Annotated in this window: 14 protein-coding genes and 2 pseudogenes; 7 read left to right on the forward strand and 9 right to left on the reverse strand. The window is 60.4% G+C overall.

Translation table 11 applies throughout. From position 1 onward, the window contains the following. Positions 1-235: 235 nt before the first annotated feature. From dapA to ACMXYH_RS18930, 3 genes are all read left to right on the forward strand, one after another. Positions 236-1,111: a 4-hydroxy-tetrahydrodipicolinate synthase gene (dapA, locus tag ACMXYH_RS18920; RefSeq protein WP_415764467.1), complete on the forward strand. Its 876-nt coding sequence runs from the start codon at positions 236-238 to the stop codon at positions 1,109-1,111. 60 nt (positions 1,112-1,171) lie between these two features. Then, the gene (locus tag ACMXYH_RS18925) at positions 1,172-1,546 is read left to right on the forward strand and encodes a DUF2784 domain-containing protein (protein ID WP_046053487.1); all 375 of its coding nucleotides are present in this window, start codon (positions 1,172-1,174) and stop codon (positions 1,544-1,546) included. Positions 1,547-1,612: 66 nt separating this feature from the next. Beyond that, a complete protein-coding gene (locus ACMXYH_RS18930) occupies positions 1,613-2,530 on the forward strand; it encodes a LysR family transcriptional regulator (protein WP_415764468.1) in 918 nt (305 codons plus the stop codon). A 2-nt stretch (positions 2,531-2,532) separates the two neighbouring features. On the opposite strand, the gene ACMXYH_RS18935 is transcribed toward ACMXYH_RS18930, so the two are convergent. Both ACMXYH_RS18935 and ACMXYH_RS18940 read right to left on the reverse strand, forming a co-directional pair. Then, positions 2,533-4,110 carry a sensor domain-containing diguanylate cyclase gene (locus tag ACMXYH_RS18935; RefSeq protein ID WP_415764469.1) on the reverse strand — a complete coding sequence of 526 codons (1,578 nt, stop codon included), beginning with the start codon at positions 4,108-4,110 and terminating at the stop codon, positions 2,533-2,535. A gap of 504 nt (positions 4,111-4,614) precedes the next feature. After that, positions 4,615-5,142 (reverse strand): DUF3087 domain-containing protein, encoded by a 528-nt coding sequence (locus tag ACMXYH_RS18940; protein ID WP_415764470.1) that lies wholly within the window; start codon positions 5,140-5,142, stop codon positions 4,615-4,617. A gap of 211 nt (positions 5,143-5,353) precedes the next feature. Between ACMXYH_RS18940 and ppnN the strand changes: the two genes are divergently transcribed. After that, positions 5,354-6,727 (forward strand): nucleotide 5'-monophosphate nucleosidase PpnN, encoded by a 1,374-nt coding sequence (gene ppnN, locus ACMXYH_RS18945; protein WP_008151729.1) that lies wholly within the window; start codon positions 5,354-5,356, stop codon positions 6,725-6,727. A gap of 73 nt (positions 6,728-6,800) precedes the next feature. Here the strand turns inward: ppnN and ACMXYH_RS18950 are convergent. Beyond that, a pseudogene (locus ACMXYH_RS18950) lies at positions 6,801-7,397 on the reverse strand (alpha/beta fold hydrolase); the annotation flags it as partial. A gap of 305 nt (positions 7,398-7,702) precedes the next feature. Between ACMXYH_RS18950 and ACMXYH_RS18955 the strand changes: the two are divergent. Continuing rightward, complete coding sequence (locus ACMXYH_RS18955) at positions 7,703-8,437, forward strand: substrate-binding periplasmic protein (RefSeq protein ID WP_415764471.1); 735 nt, start codon at positions 7,703-7,705, stop codon at positions 8,435-8,437. A gap of 107 nt (positions 8,438-8,544) precedes the next feature. Beyond that, positions 8,545-8,769 (forward strand): hypothetical protein, encoded by a 225-nt coding sequence (locus ACMXYH_RS18960; RefSeq protein WP_415764472.1) that lies wholly within the window; start codon positions 8,545-8,547, stop codon positions 8,767-8,769. A 228-nt stretch (positions 8,770-8,997) separates the two neighbouring features. On the opposite strand, the gene ACMXYH_RS18965 is transcribed toward ACMXYH_RS18960, so the two are convergent. The 6 genes and pseudogenes from ACMXYH_RS18965 to ACMXYH_RS18990 form a co-directional block, all read right to left on the reverse strand. Further along, entirely contained in the window at positions 8,998-10,437 is a 1,440-nt protein-coding gene (locus ACMXYH_RS18965) for an FAD/NAD(P)-binding protein (RefSeq protein ID WP_129443439.1), read from the reverse strand. A gap of 23 nt (positions 10,438-10,460) precedes the next feature. After that, positions 10,461-10,547 (reverse strand): annotated as a pseudogene (locus ACMXYH_RS18970) (ABC transporter ATP-binding protein); the annotation flags it as partial. Between the two features lie 56 nt (positions 10,548-10,603). After that, positions 10,604-12,010: an LLM class flavin-dependent oxidoreductase gene (locus tag ACMXYH_RS18975; protein WP_415764473.1), complete on the reverse strand. Its 1,407-nt coding sequence runs from the start codon at positions 12,008-12,010 to the stop codon at positions 10,604-10,606. Beyond that, positions 12,010-12,447 carry an acyl-CoA dehydrogenase gene (locus tag ACMXYH_RS18980; protein ID WP_134417145.1) on the reverse strand — a complete coding sequence of 146 codons (438 nt, stop codon included), beginning with the start codon at positions 12,445-12,447 and terminating at the stop codon, positions 12,010-12,012. Before ACMXYH_RS18980 ends, ACMXYH_RS18975 begins: the two co-directional genes overlap by 1 nt. A gap of 10 nt (positions 12,448-12,457) precedes the next feature. After that, on the reverse strand, positions 12,458-13,660 hold the full coding sequence (locus ACMXYH_RS18985; protein ID WP_415764474.1) for an SfnB family sulfur acquisition oxidoreductase: 1,203 nt from the start codon (positions 13,658-13,660) through the stop codon (positions 12,458-12,460). 154 nt (positions 13,661-13,814) lie between these two features. Then, on the reverse strand, positions 13,815-14,378 hold the full coding sequence (locus ACMXYH_RS18990) for a helix-turn-helix domain-containing protein (RefSeq protein WP_415764475.1): 564 nt from the start codon (positions 14,376-14,378) through the stop codon (positions 13,815-13,817). On the opposite strand from ACMXYH_RS18990, the gene ACMXYH_RS18995 reads away from it, so the two are divergent. Further along, on the forward strand, positions 14,373-15,398 hold the full coding sequence (locus tag ACMXYH_RS18995) for a DMT family transporter (RefSeq protein ID WP_415764476.1): 1,026 nt from the start codon (positions 14,373-14,375) through the stop codon (positions 15,396-15,398). The two genes, ACMXYH_RS18990 and ACMXYH_RS18995, sit on opposite strands and share 6 nt — an antisense overlap. The last annotated feature ends 213 nt before the right edge of the window (positions 15,399-15,611 follow it).

Genomic DNA, 15,611 nt, shown 5'->3' on the forward strand with positions numbered 1-15,611 from the left:
AGCAAGTATGTCCGCAACCTTCAACCTCAACACTGTCGTCATTGGCTTGAATGCCAAGGCGCAAGGTTGCGTTGCGCACGCCCTCAAATCGAAGAAACAGTCGCTCATGTGACCGGGGCGCGCTGTCCCGTCAGATGAGCTGACAGGACATTGAGCGCGACGGACACCCTCCCTTGCTTACTGCCTTCTACGCTTCTGACGGTGACGAAATCGGTCAACCTTCAGGAGTAAGTGCATGTCATCGTTTCAAGGTATCTGGGTCCCTCTCGTTACACCGTTTCGCAACGGTGCGATCGATTTCGTCGGTTTGCGCCGGTTGGTCAATCATCTGCTGGAAAAAGGTGTCGATGGCGTTGTGGTCTGCGGCACCACGGCGGAAGCGGCGGCACTGAGCAAACACGAGCAACTGGCGGTGCTCGATGCGGTGCTGGCGCAGGTGCCGGCGGAACGGGTGGTCATGGGCCTGGCCGGCAACAATATGACCGAGCTGCTGCAATTTCAAAGCGAAATCCTGAAACGTCCACTGGCCGGTTTGCTGGTACCGCCGCCGTATTACATCCGCCCTTCCCAGGCGGGCCTCGAAGCGTTTTTCAAAACCGTCGCCGATGCCTCCAGCGTTCCGCTCATTCTTTACGACATCCCTTACCGCACCGGCGTGGCGTTCGAGCAGGCAACCCTGCTCAACATCGTCGCCCATGAGCGAATCGTCGCGGTCAAGGATTGCGGCGGCAATCAGGCCAACACCCTGGCGCTGCTAGGCAGTGGCAAGGTCGACGTGCTGTGCGGCGAAGATAACCAGATCTTCAGCGCCTTGTGCCTGGGCGCCAAAGGCGCCATTGCCGCTTCGGCGCATGTTCATCCGGAGCTGTTCGTGGCGTTATATCAACAGATCCGCGACAACCGGTTAGCGACTGGTCGAGCGACATTCTTCCAACTGTTGCCGCTGATTCACAGCCTGTTCATCGAGCCCAATCCCGCCCCGGTGAAAACCGCCCTGGCCCTTGAAGGCTTGATCGACGACGAACTGCGCGCGCCGATGCAACGCAGCAGCGTAGCCATGGCGGTGCGTCTGAAGGAAGTACTGGCGGCGTTGAACAGCAACAATCGATAGAGCGCCAGCAACCAGCCCGAGTACCATGGAGCCATTCGCATAACGCGTCATGGAGTCGACATGCTTTACCGAATCGCCGCCGACGGGCTGGTCCTGTTTCATCTGTTGTTCATTCTGTTCGTGCTGTTCGGCGGGCTGCTGGTGCTCAAATGGCGCCCCCTGATCTGGTGGCACCTGCCCGCGGCGGTGTGGGGTGTGTCGGTGGAAGTCTTCCACCTGACCTGCCCGCTGACGCAGTGGGAAAACCTCATGCGCGACGCGGCCGGGCAAACCGGTTATAGCGGCGGTTTCATCGAACATTACGTGTGGCCGGTCATTTACCCGGCGGGCCTGACACCGGCAATTCAACTGGGACTGGGCAGCGTGGTGCTGGCGATCAACGTGCTGGTCTACCTTCGGTTGATCAGGCTGTGGCAGCGCCCAACGGGCGCGTAGGAGCTGCCGCAGGTTCGGGCTGCGTTCAGACGATCTTTTGATCTTGTTCGTTCAAGGACTCTGCCCATGTTGTCGATTGAAGATCTCACGCTGCTCGAAGCCATCCGGGAAACCGGCAGCCTGTCCCGGGCCGCGGCCCACTTGGGCAAGGCGCCCTCGACGGTGTCCTACGCGGCGCGACAACTGGAGGAACGCTTTGACGCCTTGCTGTTCGACCGTCGTCGCTACCGCTTGCAACTGACCCCGGCGGGTGAGTTGCTGGTGAACGAGGCGGCGCGACTGATGCAAGACGTCTCGCGGCTGACCCAGCGGGTGCAGCAAGTGGCCAATGGCTGGGAGAGCCGGCTATGGATCGTCACCGATGAGTTGCTCGAATTCGAAGCGTTGATCCCGGTGATTCACGAGTTCGATGCGCTGGAATCCGGCGTGCCGTTGCGCATCACTCAGGAAGTCCTCAAAGGTGTTTGGGAAGCCCTGCGTGAAGGCCGCGCGGACCTGATCATCGGCGCCACCAACGAACCACCGGCCATCCCTTCCTTGCGCTGGATGCAACTGGGGGAAATGGAATGGGTGTTCGCGGTGTCACCCAGGCACCCGCTGGCCAGGGCCCAGGAGCCGATTTCACGCGCCATGGTTGCGCAGCATCGGGCGATTGTCGTGGCCGATTCGTCCAGGGTTACCGAGGGCAGCACTTACGGCGTCTCCGGCGGCCAACCGGTGCTCGCTGTGCCGACCATGCGCGCCAAGATCCTCGCCCAGTGCGACGGGTTGGGCGTGGGTTGGTTACCGAAGCATCGGGTCGGCTCGTTGCTGAAAAACGGCACGCTGGTTGAAAAACAGATGGCCGACCCGCGTGAGCCGAATATCTTGTATGCCGGCTGGCGTGGCGATCACGACGGCCGCGCCTTGGGCTGGTGGCTGGAAAAACTCAAGCAATCGTACCTGTCCACCAAACTGGTTCAGGGCAGTGACCGGTTTGTTTGAATTCAGTTGGCAATGACGCTCATGTTCCGGCCGCTGGCCTTGGCCACGTAAAGCGCCTTGTCGGCGGCCCCCACCAGGTCGCTGGGCTGGGCTTGTGACGCCGGATCGTAAGCGGCGACCCCCAGGCTGACCGTCACCGTGCCTTCAGCCCCTTCACTGTGTCGGATGCCGGCCTGCTGAACAGCGCGGCGGATTTTTTCCGCCACCAGAAACGCCCCCACGTAGTCGGTGCCGGGCAGTACCACCGCAAATTCTTCGCCACCATAGCGGGCAGACAGGTCGCCGGGGCGCTTGATGTTGTCCCTGATGATCGTGCTGATGTTGCGCAAACACTCATCGCCGGCCACATGGCCGTAAAGATCATTGAAGCTCTTGAAGTGATCGACATCGATCATCAGCAGCGCGAGGTGGGTCTGGTTGCGCCTGGCGCGGCCCATTTCGGCGAGGATGAACAGATCGAACTGACGCCGGTTGGACAGTCCGGTCAGCGCGTCCTCCAGCGCCAGCAACTCAAGACTGCGGTTAACCTCGATCAGTTTTTCCTGCGTATCCAGCAATACGCCCTGCACATGGTTCTGCTGCCTCATGAGGCGAATGAGGCGATAACCGAGGACGCCCAGAAACCCCAGGAATAACGAGACGATCCCGGCACTCAGCAGTACCTCCTTACGCCAGGCGGCCAGGACTTCATCTTTGTTCAGCGCCGCAAAGATGATCAGCGGATAACCGTCGACCCTGCGAAATCCGACCACACGCTCGACGCCATCCACATAGGACGGGACCATTGCCGTGCCTGAATTGCCCTTGGGCAACAGTTGCGTAAACAACGGTCCCTTGGCGACGCTGATGCCGATTTCAGCTTCTTTGAACGGCCGGCGGACGACGATGGTGGCATCGTCGGCGATCAGGTTGATCACGCCGTTATGACCCATGTCGATGCTGTCGTAGAGCCCGAGGAAATGGCTGAGATAAATCGTTGCCAACGCCACGCCGGCAAAACGGCCATCCGGATGATTGACGCGGCGGGACACCGTCATGATCCATTCACCGCTCGAACGACTCTTGATCGAGGGGCCAATGTGAGGCCCACGATCGGGATGATCACGATGGAAAATGAAATATTCGCGGTCGGAATTGTTGGCATCGGGCACCACGGCGCCGTTGGAATTGGCAACCCAGCGCCCTTCTTCATCATAGATAAACAAGCCATGGAGCTGGCTCAACTGACTGCGCTGGTCCTTGAGCAAACGCTCCAGCCGGGGGAGCCGGGCCTGGTCGATGCCGTCGTTTTCGAGGCGATCCACCAGGGTCAACAGCAGCGTATCGGCTTGCTTGATCGACGCCTGCGCTTGCGAGGCCAGGGTCTGGGCAAGGTTGGACATCGCCACTTCCTTGTCATGCAGATGGTACTGGCGCGAGTTCCAGGCTTCCCAAATCACGATAGCCGTCATGGACAGGCACACCGCGACCAGCAGGATCACCGCAGAGCGGACCTTGAGTGTGACCCCGGCTTGCTCGGCGACCCAAGGCACGCCATGGCGCGATTGTTCAATTCGATTGTTGACGGACGGATGACCCATGACGCTCCCTGAATGCTGATCACACGGCGAATCTTCCCGTTCGCCCTTTTTATGCCCCCTGACGGGTATGAGCCGCCTGATGCCAGGCGACTATGCCTCATCAAACACCGGATAGGTGATTTGCGCGAGAGGTTTTCTCACCACCGGCTCGCCAGGGCTACGGTTCAGTGGTTGTCGACGAATCAGGGTTTAGGAAGTGGCCGTCGCGCGACTCGCCGTCTTCCACGTCCAAAACGTCAGGCCAATCCCGATAATCGACGCTACCGCCGATAATCGCGGCGTAAGTTAAGCCGCGATCTGTAGCAGCTGGCGAAGCCTGCGTTCGACTGCGCAGCAGTCGTAAACCCTAAGTACCCGGTGGGTCTGACGCACCGCATTGTCTGACTTTACGACTGCTGCGCAGTCGAACGCAGGCTTCGCCAGCGGCTACAAGGTTTGCGTTGCGGCTGAAATGGCTTAACTGATCGGCATTAGACCCAACGGGGCGGTTTCTGCCCACAGGTCTTACCGAGGCGCCTGCTTCACGGCCTCGATCCAGGCGGGATTCAATTGCGTCTGATCAGTGTCGATACCCAGCGCCTCCATCCGCGCCTTGTGCTGATCCATCTCGCGGGTCAACTGGCTGTGATCACTGGAGTTGCCGTCCAACTCGTGCATCTGGCTCAACCCCAGATGGTAGAAACGCAGCAGCTTCATGGCCGTCGGGTCCTCCTTCTCCACCGCCGCCGTCACCTGATGCATGACGTTGGTGATGCTCATCAGGCTGCGCTTGAGCTGCCAGCCGTAAACCGCCGGGGCCATCCATGGCTGGGTCCAGAACGTGCCGCGCATCAGCGCTGCCATCAGCAGCACCGACACAAACACGCCGCCGACGTTAAATCGCAGATTGTCGCCACCGGGTTCGCCGAACAACACCACCGCCGTGGTGGACAACACCATCGCCAGGGCCAGGAAAATCAAGGCTATGATTATCGTGCTGCGTCGCGTCTGGCTTCGATAGCGTTCGGGGTTCTGCGGCTGGATTTCGAACATCGCGACGGGGTTCCTTGAGGGCATGGGTAAAAAGGCTGCGGGGCATTATCGCCTCTGCAGGGGATTTAGCTATGCTGAGGCTCCTTTTCATCTTTTCATCGTCAAACGGGGAAATGGCGATACAGCGCAGTTCGTGCCATCTTCTTTCATGGATACATACTATTCGGATGCCATTTGCCTGTATGGATGGCATCGTTTTAAGGATCATTGAATGACCCAACGACAAGTAATCAACGCCTCGGTCAGCCCAAAAGGCAGCCTGGAAACCCTTTCTCAACGTGAAGTACAGCAACTGAGCGAAGCCGGATCCGGCAGCACCTACACCTTATTCCGCCAGTGCGCCCTGGCCATCCTCAATACCGGCGCCCATGTCGATAACGCAAAAACCATCCTCGAGGCGTACAAGGACTTCGAAATCCGCATTCACCAGCAGGACCGTGGCGTACGCCTGGAACTGCTGAACGCCCCGGCCGACGCCTTCGTTGATGGCGAAATGATCGCCAGCACCCGGGAAATGCTCTTCAGCGCCCTGCGCGACATCGTCTACACCGAAAACGAACTCGACGCCCAGCGCATCGACCTGAGCACCTCCCAGGGCATCAGCGACTACGTGTTCCACCTGCTGCGCAACGCCCGCACCCTGCGCCCCGGCGTCGAGCCGAAGATCGTGGTGTGCTGGGGCGGCCACTCGATCAATACTGAAGAATACAAATACACCAAGAAAGTCGGCCACGAACTGGGCCTGCGCAGCCTCGACATCTGCACCGGTTGCGGTCCTGGCGTGATGAAAGGCCCGATGAAAGGCGCGACCATCGCCCACGCCAAACAGCGCATCCACGGCGGCCGCTACCTCGGTTTGACCGAGCCGGGCATCATCGCTGCCGAAGCGCCGAACCCGATCGTCAACGAACTGGTGATCCTGCCGGACATCGAAAAACGTCTGGAAGCCTTCGTCCGCGTCGGCCACGGCATCATCATTTTCCCGGGCGGCGCCGGCACCGCCGAAGAGTTCCTGTACCTGCTCGGTATCCTGATGCACCCGGACAACGCCGGCCTGCCCTTCCCCGTGGTCCTCACCGGACCGAAACATGCCGCGCCGTATCTGGAGCAACTGGACGCGTTTGTCGGCGCCACCCTGGGCGAGGCCGCGAAGCAACACTACGAGATCATCATCGACGACCCGGCTGAAGTCGCGCGTCAAATGACTCAAGGTCTAAAGGCAGTCAAACAGTTCCGCCGCGAGCGCAATGACGCGTTCCATTTCAACTGGCTGTTGAAGATCGACGAAGGCTTCCAGCGTCCGTTCGATCCAACCCACGAAAACATGGCCAACCTGAAACTGAGCCGCAACCTGCCGGCCCACGAATTGGCCGCCAACCTGCGCCGCGCGTTCTCCGGCATCGTCGCCGGCAACGTCAAGGACAAGGGCATCCGCCTGATTGAAGAGCACGGGCCTTACCAGATCCGTGGCGATGCGGCGGTGATGCAACCGCTGGATCAACTGCTCAAGGCCTTCGTCGCCCAGCACCGGATGAAACTGCCAGGTGGCGCGGCGTATGTGCCGTGTTATCAAGTGGTTGCGTAGCAGGCCATACCCCCTGTGGGAGCAAGCCCGCTCCCACATAGATTGCTGCCTGGCTTGCAACAGGTACGCGATCTCAGAGGTGATCCGCGTCGATCACGGCCTTGGCAAAGGCCTGCGGATCTTCCTGCGGCAAGTTGTGGCCGATGCCGCCGTTGATGAGTCGGTACTCATATTTGCCGGTGAAGCGCTTGGCATAATCCTCGGCAGCCGGATGTGGCGCCCCGTTGGCATCCCCTTCCATAGTGATGGTCGGCACCGTAATGACCGGGGCCTTGGCCAGCCGCTGCTCCAGCGCTTCATATTGAGGTTCGCCCTGAATCATGCCCAACCGCCAGCGATAGTTGAAGATCGTAATAGCCACATGATCGGGGTTGTCCAGGGCCACCGCGCTGCGATCGAAAGTCGCGTCGTCGAAGGTCCATTTCGGGGAGGCCAGCTCCCAGATCAACTTGGCGAAGTCGTGGCGATTTTTTTCGTAACCGGCCTGGCCGCGTTCGGTAGCGAAGTAGAACTGGTACCACCATTGCAGCTCGGCCTTGGGCGGCAACGGATTCTTGCCTGCGGCCTGATTGCCGATGAGGTAGCCACTCACCGAGACCAGCGCCTCCACCCGCTCCGGCCAGAGCGCCGAAACGAAGTCCGCCGAGCGCGCGCCCCAGTCGTAGCCGCCCGACCGTGTGGCCTCGGTCAGCCTGAGCAATGCGGTACGCGGTGGTGTGGTTGTCGCGGAAAACCGCGCCGAGTTCGGCTCGAAATATCAGCGGTATTGATCGCGATCTACATCAAGACAGAGAACGAAGGTGGGAGCGAGCTTACCCCCACATTTGACTGTGTTCCGTCAGACAAAACCCATCTGCATCTCCCCATGCAGAAGCCCCTAAGTCCTGAGATCTGACGCAATAGTCCGATAATTCCTCGGGACATTTGCAGCACACCCGTACTAAGATTTGCGCTTCATTTCATCAAGGACGATTCATGAAGCGCATTGCCGGATGCCTGATGTATTTCCTGACCTTTACTGCGGTCGCGGCCGATCTGAACCTGCTCACCGACAACCATCCGCCCCTGCATTTTCAGCAAGGCAACGAACTGGTGGGGTTTGGTGTGGATGTGGTGAAGGCGCTGGCCGACAGTGCCGGCGACCAGGTGCATTTCCAACAAGTCCCCCTGCTGCGCGCCTTGCTCATCGCCACGACCGAGCCCGCTACCGGGGTGTTTACCGTGTTGCGCACTCCTGAGCGCGATGGCCAGTACCAGTGGGTCGGCCCGTTGATGGACGTGGAAACGGCGCTCTATTCCGCCAATGGCACCCAGCAACCGGTGCGCAATTTGCAAGACGCCGGCAACCTGGGCCGCATCGCCGTCCCGCGCAAATGGCTGGTCTACAGCTACTTGCAAAAACAAGGTTTGAACAATCTATACGGCGTGGAAACCCCCGAACAAATGATGCGTCTGGCACGTCTGGGGCGCACCGAGTATGTGGTGGCCGACACCCTTTCCGCCGCCACAATGGCCCGTGAAGAAGGGTTGCCGCCCGACCAGTTGCATTACCAGATGCCGCTGATGAAGCAAGGCACCTACATCGCGTTTTCCCCGCAAACCGATGCGCGCCAGGTCGCGCGCTGGCAACAGGCGCTGGACGAGATGAACCACGATGGGCGCCTGGAACAACTCAAGCAGCGCTGGCTCAGCGACAACACACCCCGCTGACAACGGATCAACGCTCTCGATAACAACTATGCGTCAGGGTGTTTTTTCATCGCGATGCTCCAGCACTACAGTGGCCACATCTTCTCCCCACGCTCTGGAGCACTATCATGAAAAGCATTATCGGTCTTGGTTTCGCCCTTTCGGTTCTTGGCCCTACCTCCGCCATCGCCGCCCCTCACGCCACCTCACAGGTCGTTGCAGCGGCCAAAGTCAGCCAACCGGCCACACTGAACGTGAAAACCGTCGGCGTTGATCACAAAGACAGCCAGGCGAGCACACTCTACGTCGCTGAAAACCGCCCTGAGTTCGGTTCGAAGTATCAGCGTTATTGATCAACGGCGTTGCGCCGCTTTAAACAACAAACCCCGGGTAGATCCGATCTATCCGGGGTTTCTTCGTAATAGCTGATCACCAAAATCCGTAGCAGCTGCCGAGCCTGCGAGGCTGCGTTCGAGCGCGCAGCGGTCGTAAAACCTGAGTGCACGGTCTGGCTGAAAAACGCATTACCTGATTCTGCGACCGCTGCGCGCTCGAACGCAGCCTCGCAGGCTCGGCAGCTGCTACAGGGGCGGCGTTGTTGTCAGGCGAGCGGCGAGTGCCTTGGCCTGGCTCGCCACGTCAGTCACCGCCGTGCTTTCCCACCACATGCCGCGCAACGGTGGGCCCATGGCGAACAGACGACTGGCGACGTGTGCATCGGCATCCAGCACCGCGCCATCGACTGCCGCTGCAATCCCCAGCGCCAACGGCCCCGGCCGGACAAGTCCGCGCGCCAGCAGTTGCTGTGGCAGCGGTCGGGCGACCCGTCGCCAGTCATATTCGATGCCGCTGGAGTTGATCAATGCCGCGCCGCTGACAATGGTAGTTTCTGCTTCACCACGACGCCGAATGCGGATGCTCACTGCTCCGTGCGCTGAAGGCTCCAGCCCTTTGAACGACGCCGCCTGAATCCGCAATCGGCCTTCCTTGTGCAGCCGCGCCACCAGTTCGGCACTCAACGGCGGCGAGCGGTGGTGATGACTTTCCCACCACGGCCGCACATGCCGCACGAACTGCCGACGCTGCACGTCCGTCGCCTGATTCCACAAGCGGCCAATGTGCGCCCGTACGGTGTCGAGCGGCGCCTGCCAGTCGATGCCTTGAGCGATGGCGTCCCGGCAATGCCGACGCAGTTCGCGCACCAGCTGTCGCGGTGTGCGAATGCTCTGATCCTCGGCAAGAAAATCTGCCCAGGCCGGCGGCTGACGACGTACATGAGGCAGCAAGCCATGCCGGGAAAACACTTCAATCGGCCCGCGATGCCCGGCCTGTTCCAGCGACACCACGGCGTCGACCATGGTCAGGCCCGAACCGATGATCAGCACGGTCGACTGCGGATCTAATTGCTGCATGGCCGCGACGTCCCACGGATCAAGCGCAGCGGCGTTCAAGCCGCTGGACTCGGTCTGTGGCGTGCGTGCAGCGGGAAACATCCCGGTCGCCAGTACGGCATAGGCGCCCTGCAAGCGTTGCCCGTCGCTCAAGGTCAGCCGCACCGAATCGTCCGTCGTTTGCAGGTCAATCACCTCGGCCCGCACATGCTCGACCGTTGAACCGTTCAACACCCCCACCGCTTGCGCTTCCGCCAGGCGCTGCTGCACGTACAGGCCGAAAATCCCCCGCGGCGGGAACAACTCGCTGACCGGCACATGTTGCTCGTCAGACTCCGGCCAGCCGCCGGCCGCGATGTAATCGGTCAGCCATTGGGTCAGGTCGTCGGCGTTGTCCGGGTCGACGCTCATCCGCGCCGCATTGCCGTTGAGCGTGTGGCCCAACTCGACCGCGCTGTACGCCTCGCCCCGTCCCAGTTCGGCGCGGGGTTCGATCACCAGCACCTGGCGTTTGCCCGGCAGGCGCAGCAACTGCGCCGCCAGCATTGCCCCGCTGAGGCCGCCGCCGACGATCAGGATGTCCGCGTGGCGAATGGCGTCGGTGGCCTGTCCGCTTTGGGTTTCAGTCATGGCGTTCTCACTGATCAATGTTTCATCTCGAAAATCTCCTGGACGATAATAGGCGCCAAACCCATGGAAGGTTCATCAAGCAGTACCAAAGTAGGACAGAGAAATACCGCTGGCTTGCAGGATGGAATCGGATAGCCGGGCAGGCGCAGGTTGCGCGTGGGAACGATCATGAATAGGACGCGACTTTCTTCTCCTGCTGCCGCAACGCCGCCAGGTCTCGATAACCCGCGCCCGGATGAATCTCCGGCAATCGCGGCCCTTCACCGAACAACTTCTCGCGCAAGGTCCCCGGCGCGTATTCGGTTTTGTAGACCCCACGCTTCTGCAACTCCGGCACCAGCAATTCCACAGCGTCGATGAAGGTTTCGTGGGTCAATGCATAGGCCAGGTTAAAGCCGTCCACATCGGTCTCCTCGACCCACTCCTGCAGCAAATCGGCGACGGTCTCGGGACTGCCGACAAACAACGGACCAAAACCGCCGATGCCCACCCAGTCAGCCAGTTCATTCGGGGTCCAGACCTTGTTCGGGTCCGCCGTGAAAAACGCTTCCACCGCCGATTGAATGGCGTTGGTATGCACATGCTTGAGCGGCTCATTGGGTTTGAACTGGCTGAAATCGATCCCGGTCCAGCCAGAGATCAACGCCATCGCCCCTTCGTAACTGACCCAGGTTTTGTATTCCTCGAACTTGGCTTTGGCCTTGGCGTCGGTCTCGCCGAGGATCACGGTTTGCAGGTTGAAGATCAGAATCTTCGACGGATCGCGCCCGGCTTCGGCAGCACGACGGCGGATGTCGGCGACGGTTTTCTTCAGCAGCACTTTCGACGGTGCAGCAACGAACACACACTCGGCATGCTCGGCGGCAAACTGCTTGCCGCGACTGGATGCGCCAGCCTGATAGAGAACCGGCGTGCGTTGCGGCGAGGGTTCGCAAAGATGAATGCCCGGCACCTGGAAGTGCTTACCGACGTGCTGGATTTCGTGGATTTTGCTCGGGTCGCTGAAGATCCGCCGCTCGCGATCCCGCAGAATCGCACCCTCTTCCCAACTGCCTTCCCACAGTTTGTAGCAAACCTCCAAATACTCTTCGGCGAAGTCGTAACGAGCGTCGTGTTCGGTCTGGTTTTTCTGGCCGAGGTTCTTCGCACCGCTTTCCAGATAAGAGGTGACGATGTTCCAGCCGGCGCGGCCCTTGGTCAGGTGATCGAGCGTCGACAGGCGTCGGGCGAACGGATACGGGTGTTCGAAGGACAGCGAGGCGGTCAGGCCGAAACCCAAATGCTCGGTGACCAGCGCCATCGGCGGAATCAATTGCAGTGGGTCGTTGACCGGCACCTGCGCCGCCTGACGGATCGCCGCGTCACCATTGCCGTTGTAGACGTCGTAGATGCCCAGCACATCGGCGATGAACAAACCGTCGAACTTGCCGCGTTCGAGGATTTTCGCCAGATCGGTCCAGTACTCCAGATCCTTGTATTGCCAGAAGCGATCTCGCGGATGCGCCCACAGGCCGGGCGACTGATGGCCGACGCAGTTCATGTCAAAGGCGTTGAGGCGGATTTCACGGGCCATCAAACCGCACTCCGAAAGCTTGGGGGATGGATGCCGTTGAGGCGGAAGTTACCGATGAGGTGGAGTTTCCGGTGCAATGGGTCATGCAACGATCCGGGCAACAGGGTGCGTTGGCCGGTGAGTTCGAATTCAGCGTTGCTGACGGCATTTAGCGCGTCGGCGCTGGCCAGGTGCGACTCGGCGATGGCGACGCTGATTTCCGTGTCGTCATCAACGCTGTTCAGAAAGTCTTCGGCGCGTTCGAGCAGCGCGGCGGCGACTTCAATGCGGATGTGCAAGTCACCAAAACGGCTGATGACGTAAGGGTCATCCGTGGTTTGGGTCTGCTGCCGGACGAAACGCAACGTCGCATCAAGCAAGCTGCGAGCATTGTGCAAATCATGCTGACTTTTGGCCAGGGGCTGCCCGGCAACAATCGGTTGAGTCAAAGCGTTCATGGTGGGCTCCTCAGTTCCAGGCGTGGCGCGCAGGCTTCACGCCGTTGAGCAGGTAGTTGCCGATCAGGTGATATTTCCAGCGTGCCGGATCGTGCAGGGTGTGCGTCCGGGCGTTGCGCCAGTGGCGGTCGAGGTTGTACTTGCCGAGCACAGAGCGAGTACCGGCCAGTTCGAAGAGTTTGCTGCTGGCAAGCAAGGCGATCTCGGCGGACAGGACTTTGGCCTGGGCGACCACCACCGAAGCGCGGGCCACCGTGTCTTCGTTGGGGTTGAGCAGTGCGTGGTCGATTGCGCGGCCGGCCTTTTTGAGGATCGCTTCGGTGCCGTGGACCCGCCATTCGAAGTCGCCGATCGCAGCGATACTGAACGGGTCCTGCCAGCCGTGATCCTGTCCGCTGTCGATCCAGGGTCGGGCTTCGCGGGCGTAGCGTTTAGTTTCTTCCAGGGCGCCGACGGCAATGCCGGTGTCCACGGCGGCCTGGATGATTTGTGAAATCGGGCCGTCGGCGGTGGGTTCGTCAAAGGCCTTGTGGGCCGGGATCACAGCACTGAGCGGGACCTTCACCGCTTTCAGGGTGACACCGCCGCTGGCCGTGGTGCGCTGGCCGAAACCGTCCCAGCTGTCGATGACGGTCAAGCCGGGATCGTCACGCTCGATGAAGGCGATGAAGGCCTTGTTCTCTTCATTGACCGCCACCGCTGGCACGATGTGCGCGAACAAGGCCCCGGTGCAGTAAAACTTCTCGCCATCAATCTGCGCAGTGTCTTTATCGAAGCGGATTCGGGTTTCGAAGGCCCCGGCGTTTTTGCTTTTGGATTCGGAGAAGGCGTTGCCGAAACGGTAGCCCTGCAAGACTTTGCCGAAGTAGTAGCGCTTCTGCTCTTCGGTAGCGGTTTGCAGCAGGATGTCGAGCACGCCGAGGTGGTTTTGCGGGATTTGACCGAGGGATGAGTCGGCGGCGGAAATGATCTTGATCACTTCGGCGACGGTCACGTAGGACACGCCGGCGCCGCCGTATTCCTTGGGAACGGTGATGCCCCAGAGGCCGCTGGCGGAAAACTCGTCGAGCTCGGCGACTGGCAGGCGTCGCTCGCGGTCGCGGACACTGGCCTCGATGGCGAAGCGTGCGGCGAGCTTATGGGCGACGGCAATCGCCTCGGCGTCCGAGCGGATCACATGGGCGGTGCGAAGGGGTTGGGCAGAGGCTGTCATGGGCCGACTCCGGGATCTGGTGAATGCACCAGAGCTTTTGCAGGAGTCGTGCCTGAAACTAAATCACCTTATTTTCAATAGGTTAAAGAATATCCGAGAAAGGCTCGCAGCTTTAAAACAGCAAAGTGTCTATCCAGTGTTGATTGGCGAACAGCTAGATCACCACATTTCGCACAAACCGCGCCACCACTGGCCCATCGTTGCGATAGGCGTGGGGCTGGTTGCTGGCGAACATGTAGAACTCTCCCGCAGCAATCTCATGCGGTGTATCGCCCAGCATCAGCGTCAGGCAGCCTTCAAACACATAGATCTGCTCACTCCAGCCCTCGGCGTCCGGTTGCGACGGATAAATCTCCCCTGGTTGCAGGCACCACTCCCATTGTTCCACCTCACGGGTGGCGGTGGCTTTGGAGAGTAAAACGGCTTTGCTGCCAGGAATCGTCCCGGCCCAGGCCACTTCGTTGATGCGACTCGGATCGCGTGCATCCGGCGCCTGGATCAGGTCGCTGAATGCGACGTTCAGCGCTTCGGCCACGCGGTCGAGGGTGGTCAGGCTGACGTTCTTCTCGCCGGCCTCGATCGCCACCAGCATCCGCCGGCTGACTCCGGATTTTTCCGCCAGAGACGCCTGGCTCATGTCAGCAGCATGGCGCAAGCGTCGAACGTTTTGGCTGACGTGCTGAAGGACCGAAGTCCGCTGAGTAGAATCTTTGTGCACTATATTGCTCACTTAGTGGGGCTGGGCAGTATACTGCGCAACATTCGGCGCATTGTGCGTCCCCCTCAGGTAGCGCGCAAGGTTATGACGTCGGTGAATACCCCTCACACTTCCTCCCGTTTCTCGCGGTTCAGCAAGGCCGAGTGCGTGCTGGTGCTGATCACCATGGTCTGGGGCGGCACCTTCTTGCTGGTGCAACATGCGATGACCGTCAGCGGGCCGATGTTCTTCGTCGGTCTGCGCTTTGCCGCGGCGGCGATCATTGTTGCGCTGTTTTCCTGGCGTCAGCTGCGGGAGCTGCCGCTGTTCGAACTCAAGGCTGGGGCCTTTATCGGCGTGGCGATCATGCTTGGCTATGGATTGCAGACCGTCGGGTTACAGAGCATTCCCAGCAGTCAGTCGGCGTTTATTACCGCGTTGTACGTGCCCTTCGTGCCGTTGCTGCAATGGCTGGTGCTGGGGCGGCGTCCGGGGCTGATGCCGAGCATCGGGATCATGTTGGCGTTTACCGGGTTGATGTTGCTGTCGGGACCGGCCGGCGCTTCATTCAATTTCAGCCCGGGTGAAATCGCCACGTTGATCAGCGCCGTGGCGATTGCGGCGGAGATCATTCTGATCAGCACGTATGCCGGCCAGGTCGATGTGCGGCGGGTGACGGTGGTGCAATTGGCGGTCACCTCGGTACTGGCGTTTTTGATGGTGGTGCCGACTCAGGAAAGGATTCCGGACTTCTCCTGGCTGCTGTTATGCAGCGCGTTGGGCTTGGGCGCGGCCAGTGCGGCGATTCAAGTGGCGATGAACTGGGCGCAAAAGAGCGTTTCGCCGACCCGGGCGACGTTGATTTATGCGGGCGAGCCGGTGTGGGCCGGGATTGTCGGGCGGATCGCGGGGGAGCGGTTGCCGGCGATTGCGCTGGTGGGCGCGGGGTTGATTGTGGCGGCGGTGATTGTCAGTGAGTTGAAGACCAAGGGTAAGGCTGCTGCGTCTGAGGAAGAGTTGGGGCGGGAAACGCAGGGTTAAGCCGCACTATCTGTGGCGCCTGATAGATAGCCTTCGCGAGCAAGCCCGCTCCCACATGGGTTCTGTGTTGTACCGCAATGGTGTGAACACAACTGGACCCTGTGGGAGCGGGCTTGCTCGCGAAGGGGCCAGACCTGCTGAAAACAGACCTTTGAAACAATGTGAATCAGGTTTTTTCCGTCTACCTTGTAGGATTCTGCGACAGCTTGGCGT

The sequence above is a fragment of the Pseudomonas frigoris genome (assembly GCF_047758635.1).
In the GTDB taxonomy this organism is placed as follows: domain Bacteria; phylum Pseudomonadota; class Gammaproteobacteria; order Pseudomonadales; family Pseudomonadaceae; genus Aquipseudomonas; species Aquipseudomonas frigoris.

Bases quoted from the DNA above. Each gene is read 5' to 3' on its own strand.
- dapA (WP_415764467.1), top strand. From the start codon at position 236: ATGTCATCGTTTCAAGGTATCTGGGTCCCTCTCGTTACACCGTTTCGC.
- ACMXYH_RS18925 (WP_046053487.1), top strand. From the start codon at position 1,172: ATGCTTTACCGAATCGCCGCCGACGGGCTGGTCCTGTTTCATCTGTTG.
- ACMXYH_RS18930 (WP_415764468.1), top strand. From the start codon at position 1,613: ATGTTGTCGATTGAAGATCTCACGCTGCTCGAAGCCATCCGGGAAACC.
- ACMXYH_RS18935 (WP_415764469.1), bottom strand. From the start codon at position 4,110: ATGGGTCATCCGTCCGTCAACAATCGAATTGAACAATCGCGCCATGGC.
- ACMXYH_RS18940 (WP_415764470.1), bottom strand. From the start codon at position 5,142: ATGTTCGAAATCCAGCCGCAGAACCCCGAACGCTATCGAAGCCAGACG.
- ppnN (WP_008151729.1), top strand. From the start codon at position 5,354: ATGACCCAACGACAAGTAATCAACGCCTCGGTCAGCCCAAAAGGCAGC.
- ACMXYH_RS18955 (WP_415764471.1), top strand. From the start codon at position 7,703: ATGAAGCGCATTGCCGGATGCCTGATGTATTTCCTGACCTTTACTGCG.
- ACMXYH_RS18960 (WP_415764472.1), top strand. From the start codon at position 8,545: ATGAAAAGCATTATCGGTCTTGGTTTCGCCCTTTCGGTTCTTGGCCCT.
- ACMXYH_RS18965 (WP_129443439.1), bottom strand. From the start codon at position 10,437: ATGACTGAAACCCAAAGCGGACAGGCCACCGACGCCATTCGCCACGCG.
- ACMXYH_RS18975 (WP_415764473.1), bottom strand. From the start codon at position 12,010: ATGGCCCGTGAAATCCGCCTCAACGCCTTTGACATGAACTGCGTCGGC.
- ACMXYH_RS18980 (WP_134417145.1), bottom strand. From the start codon at position 12,447: ATGAACGCTTTGACTCAACCGATTGTTGCCGGGCAGCCCCTGGCCAAA.
- ACMXYH_RS18985 (WP_415764474.1), bottom strand. From the start codon at position 13,660: ATGACAGCCTCTGCCCAACCCCTTCGCACCGCCCATGTGATCCGCTCG.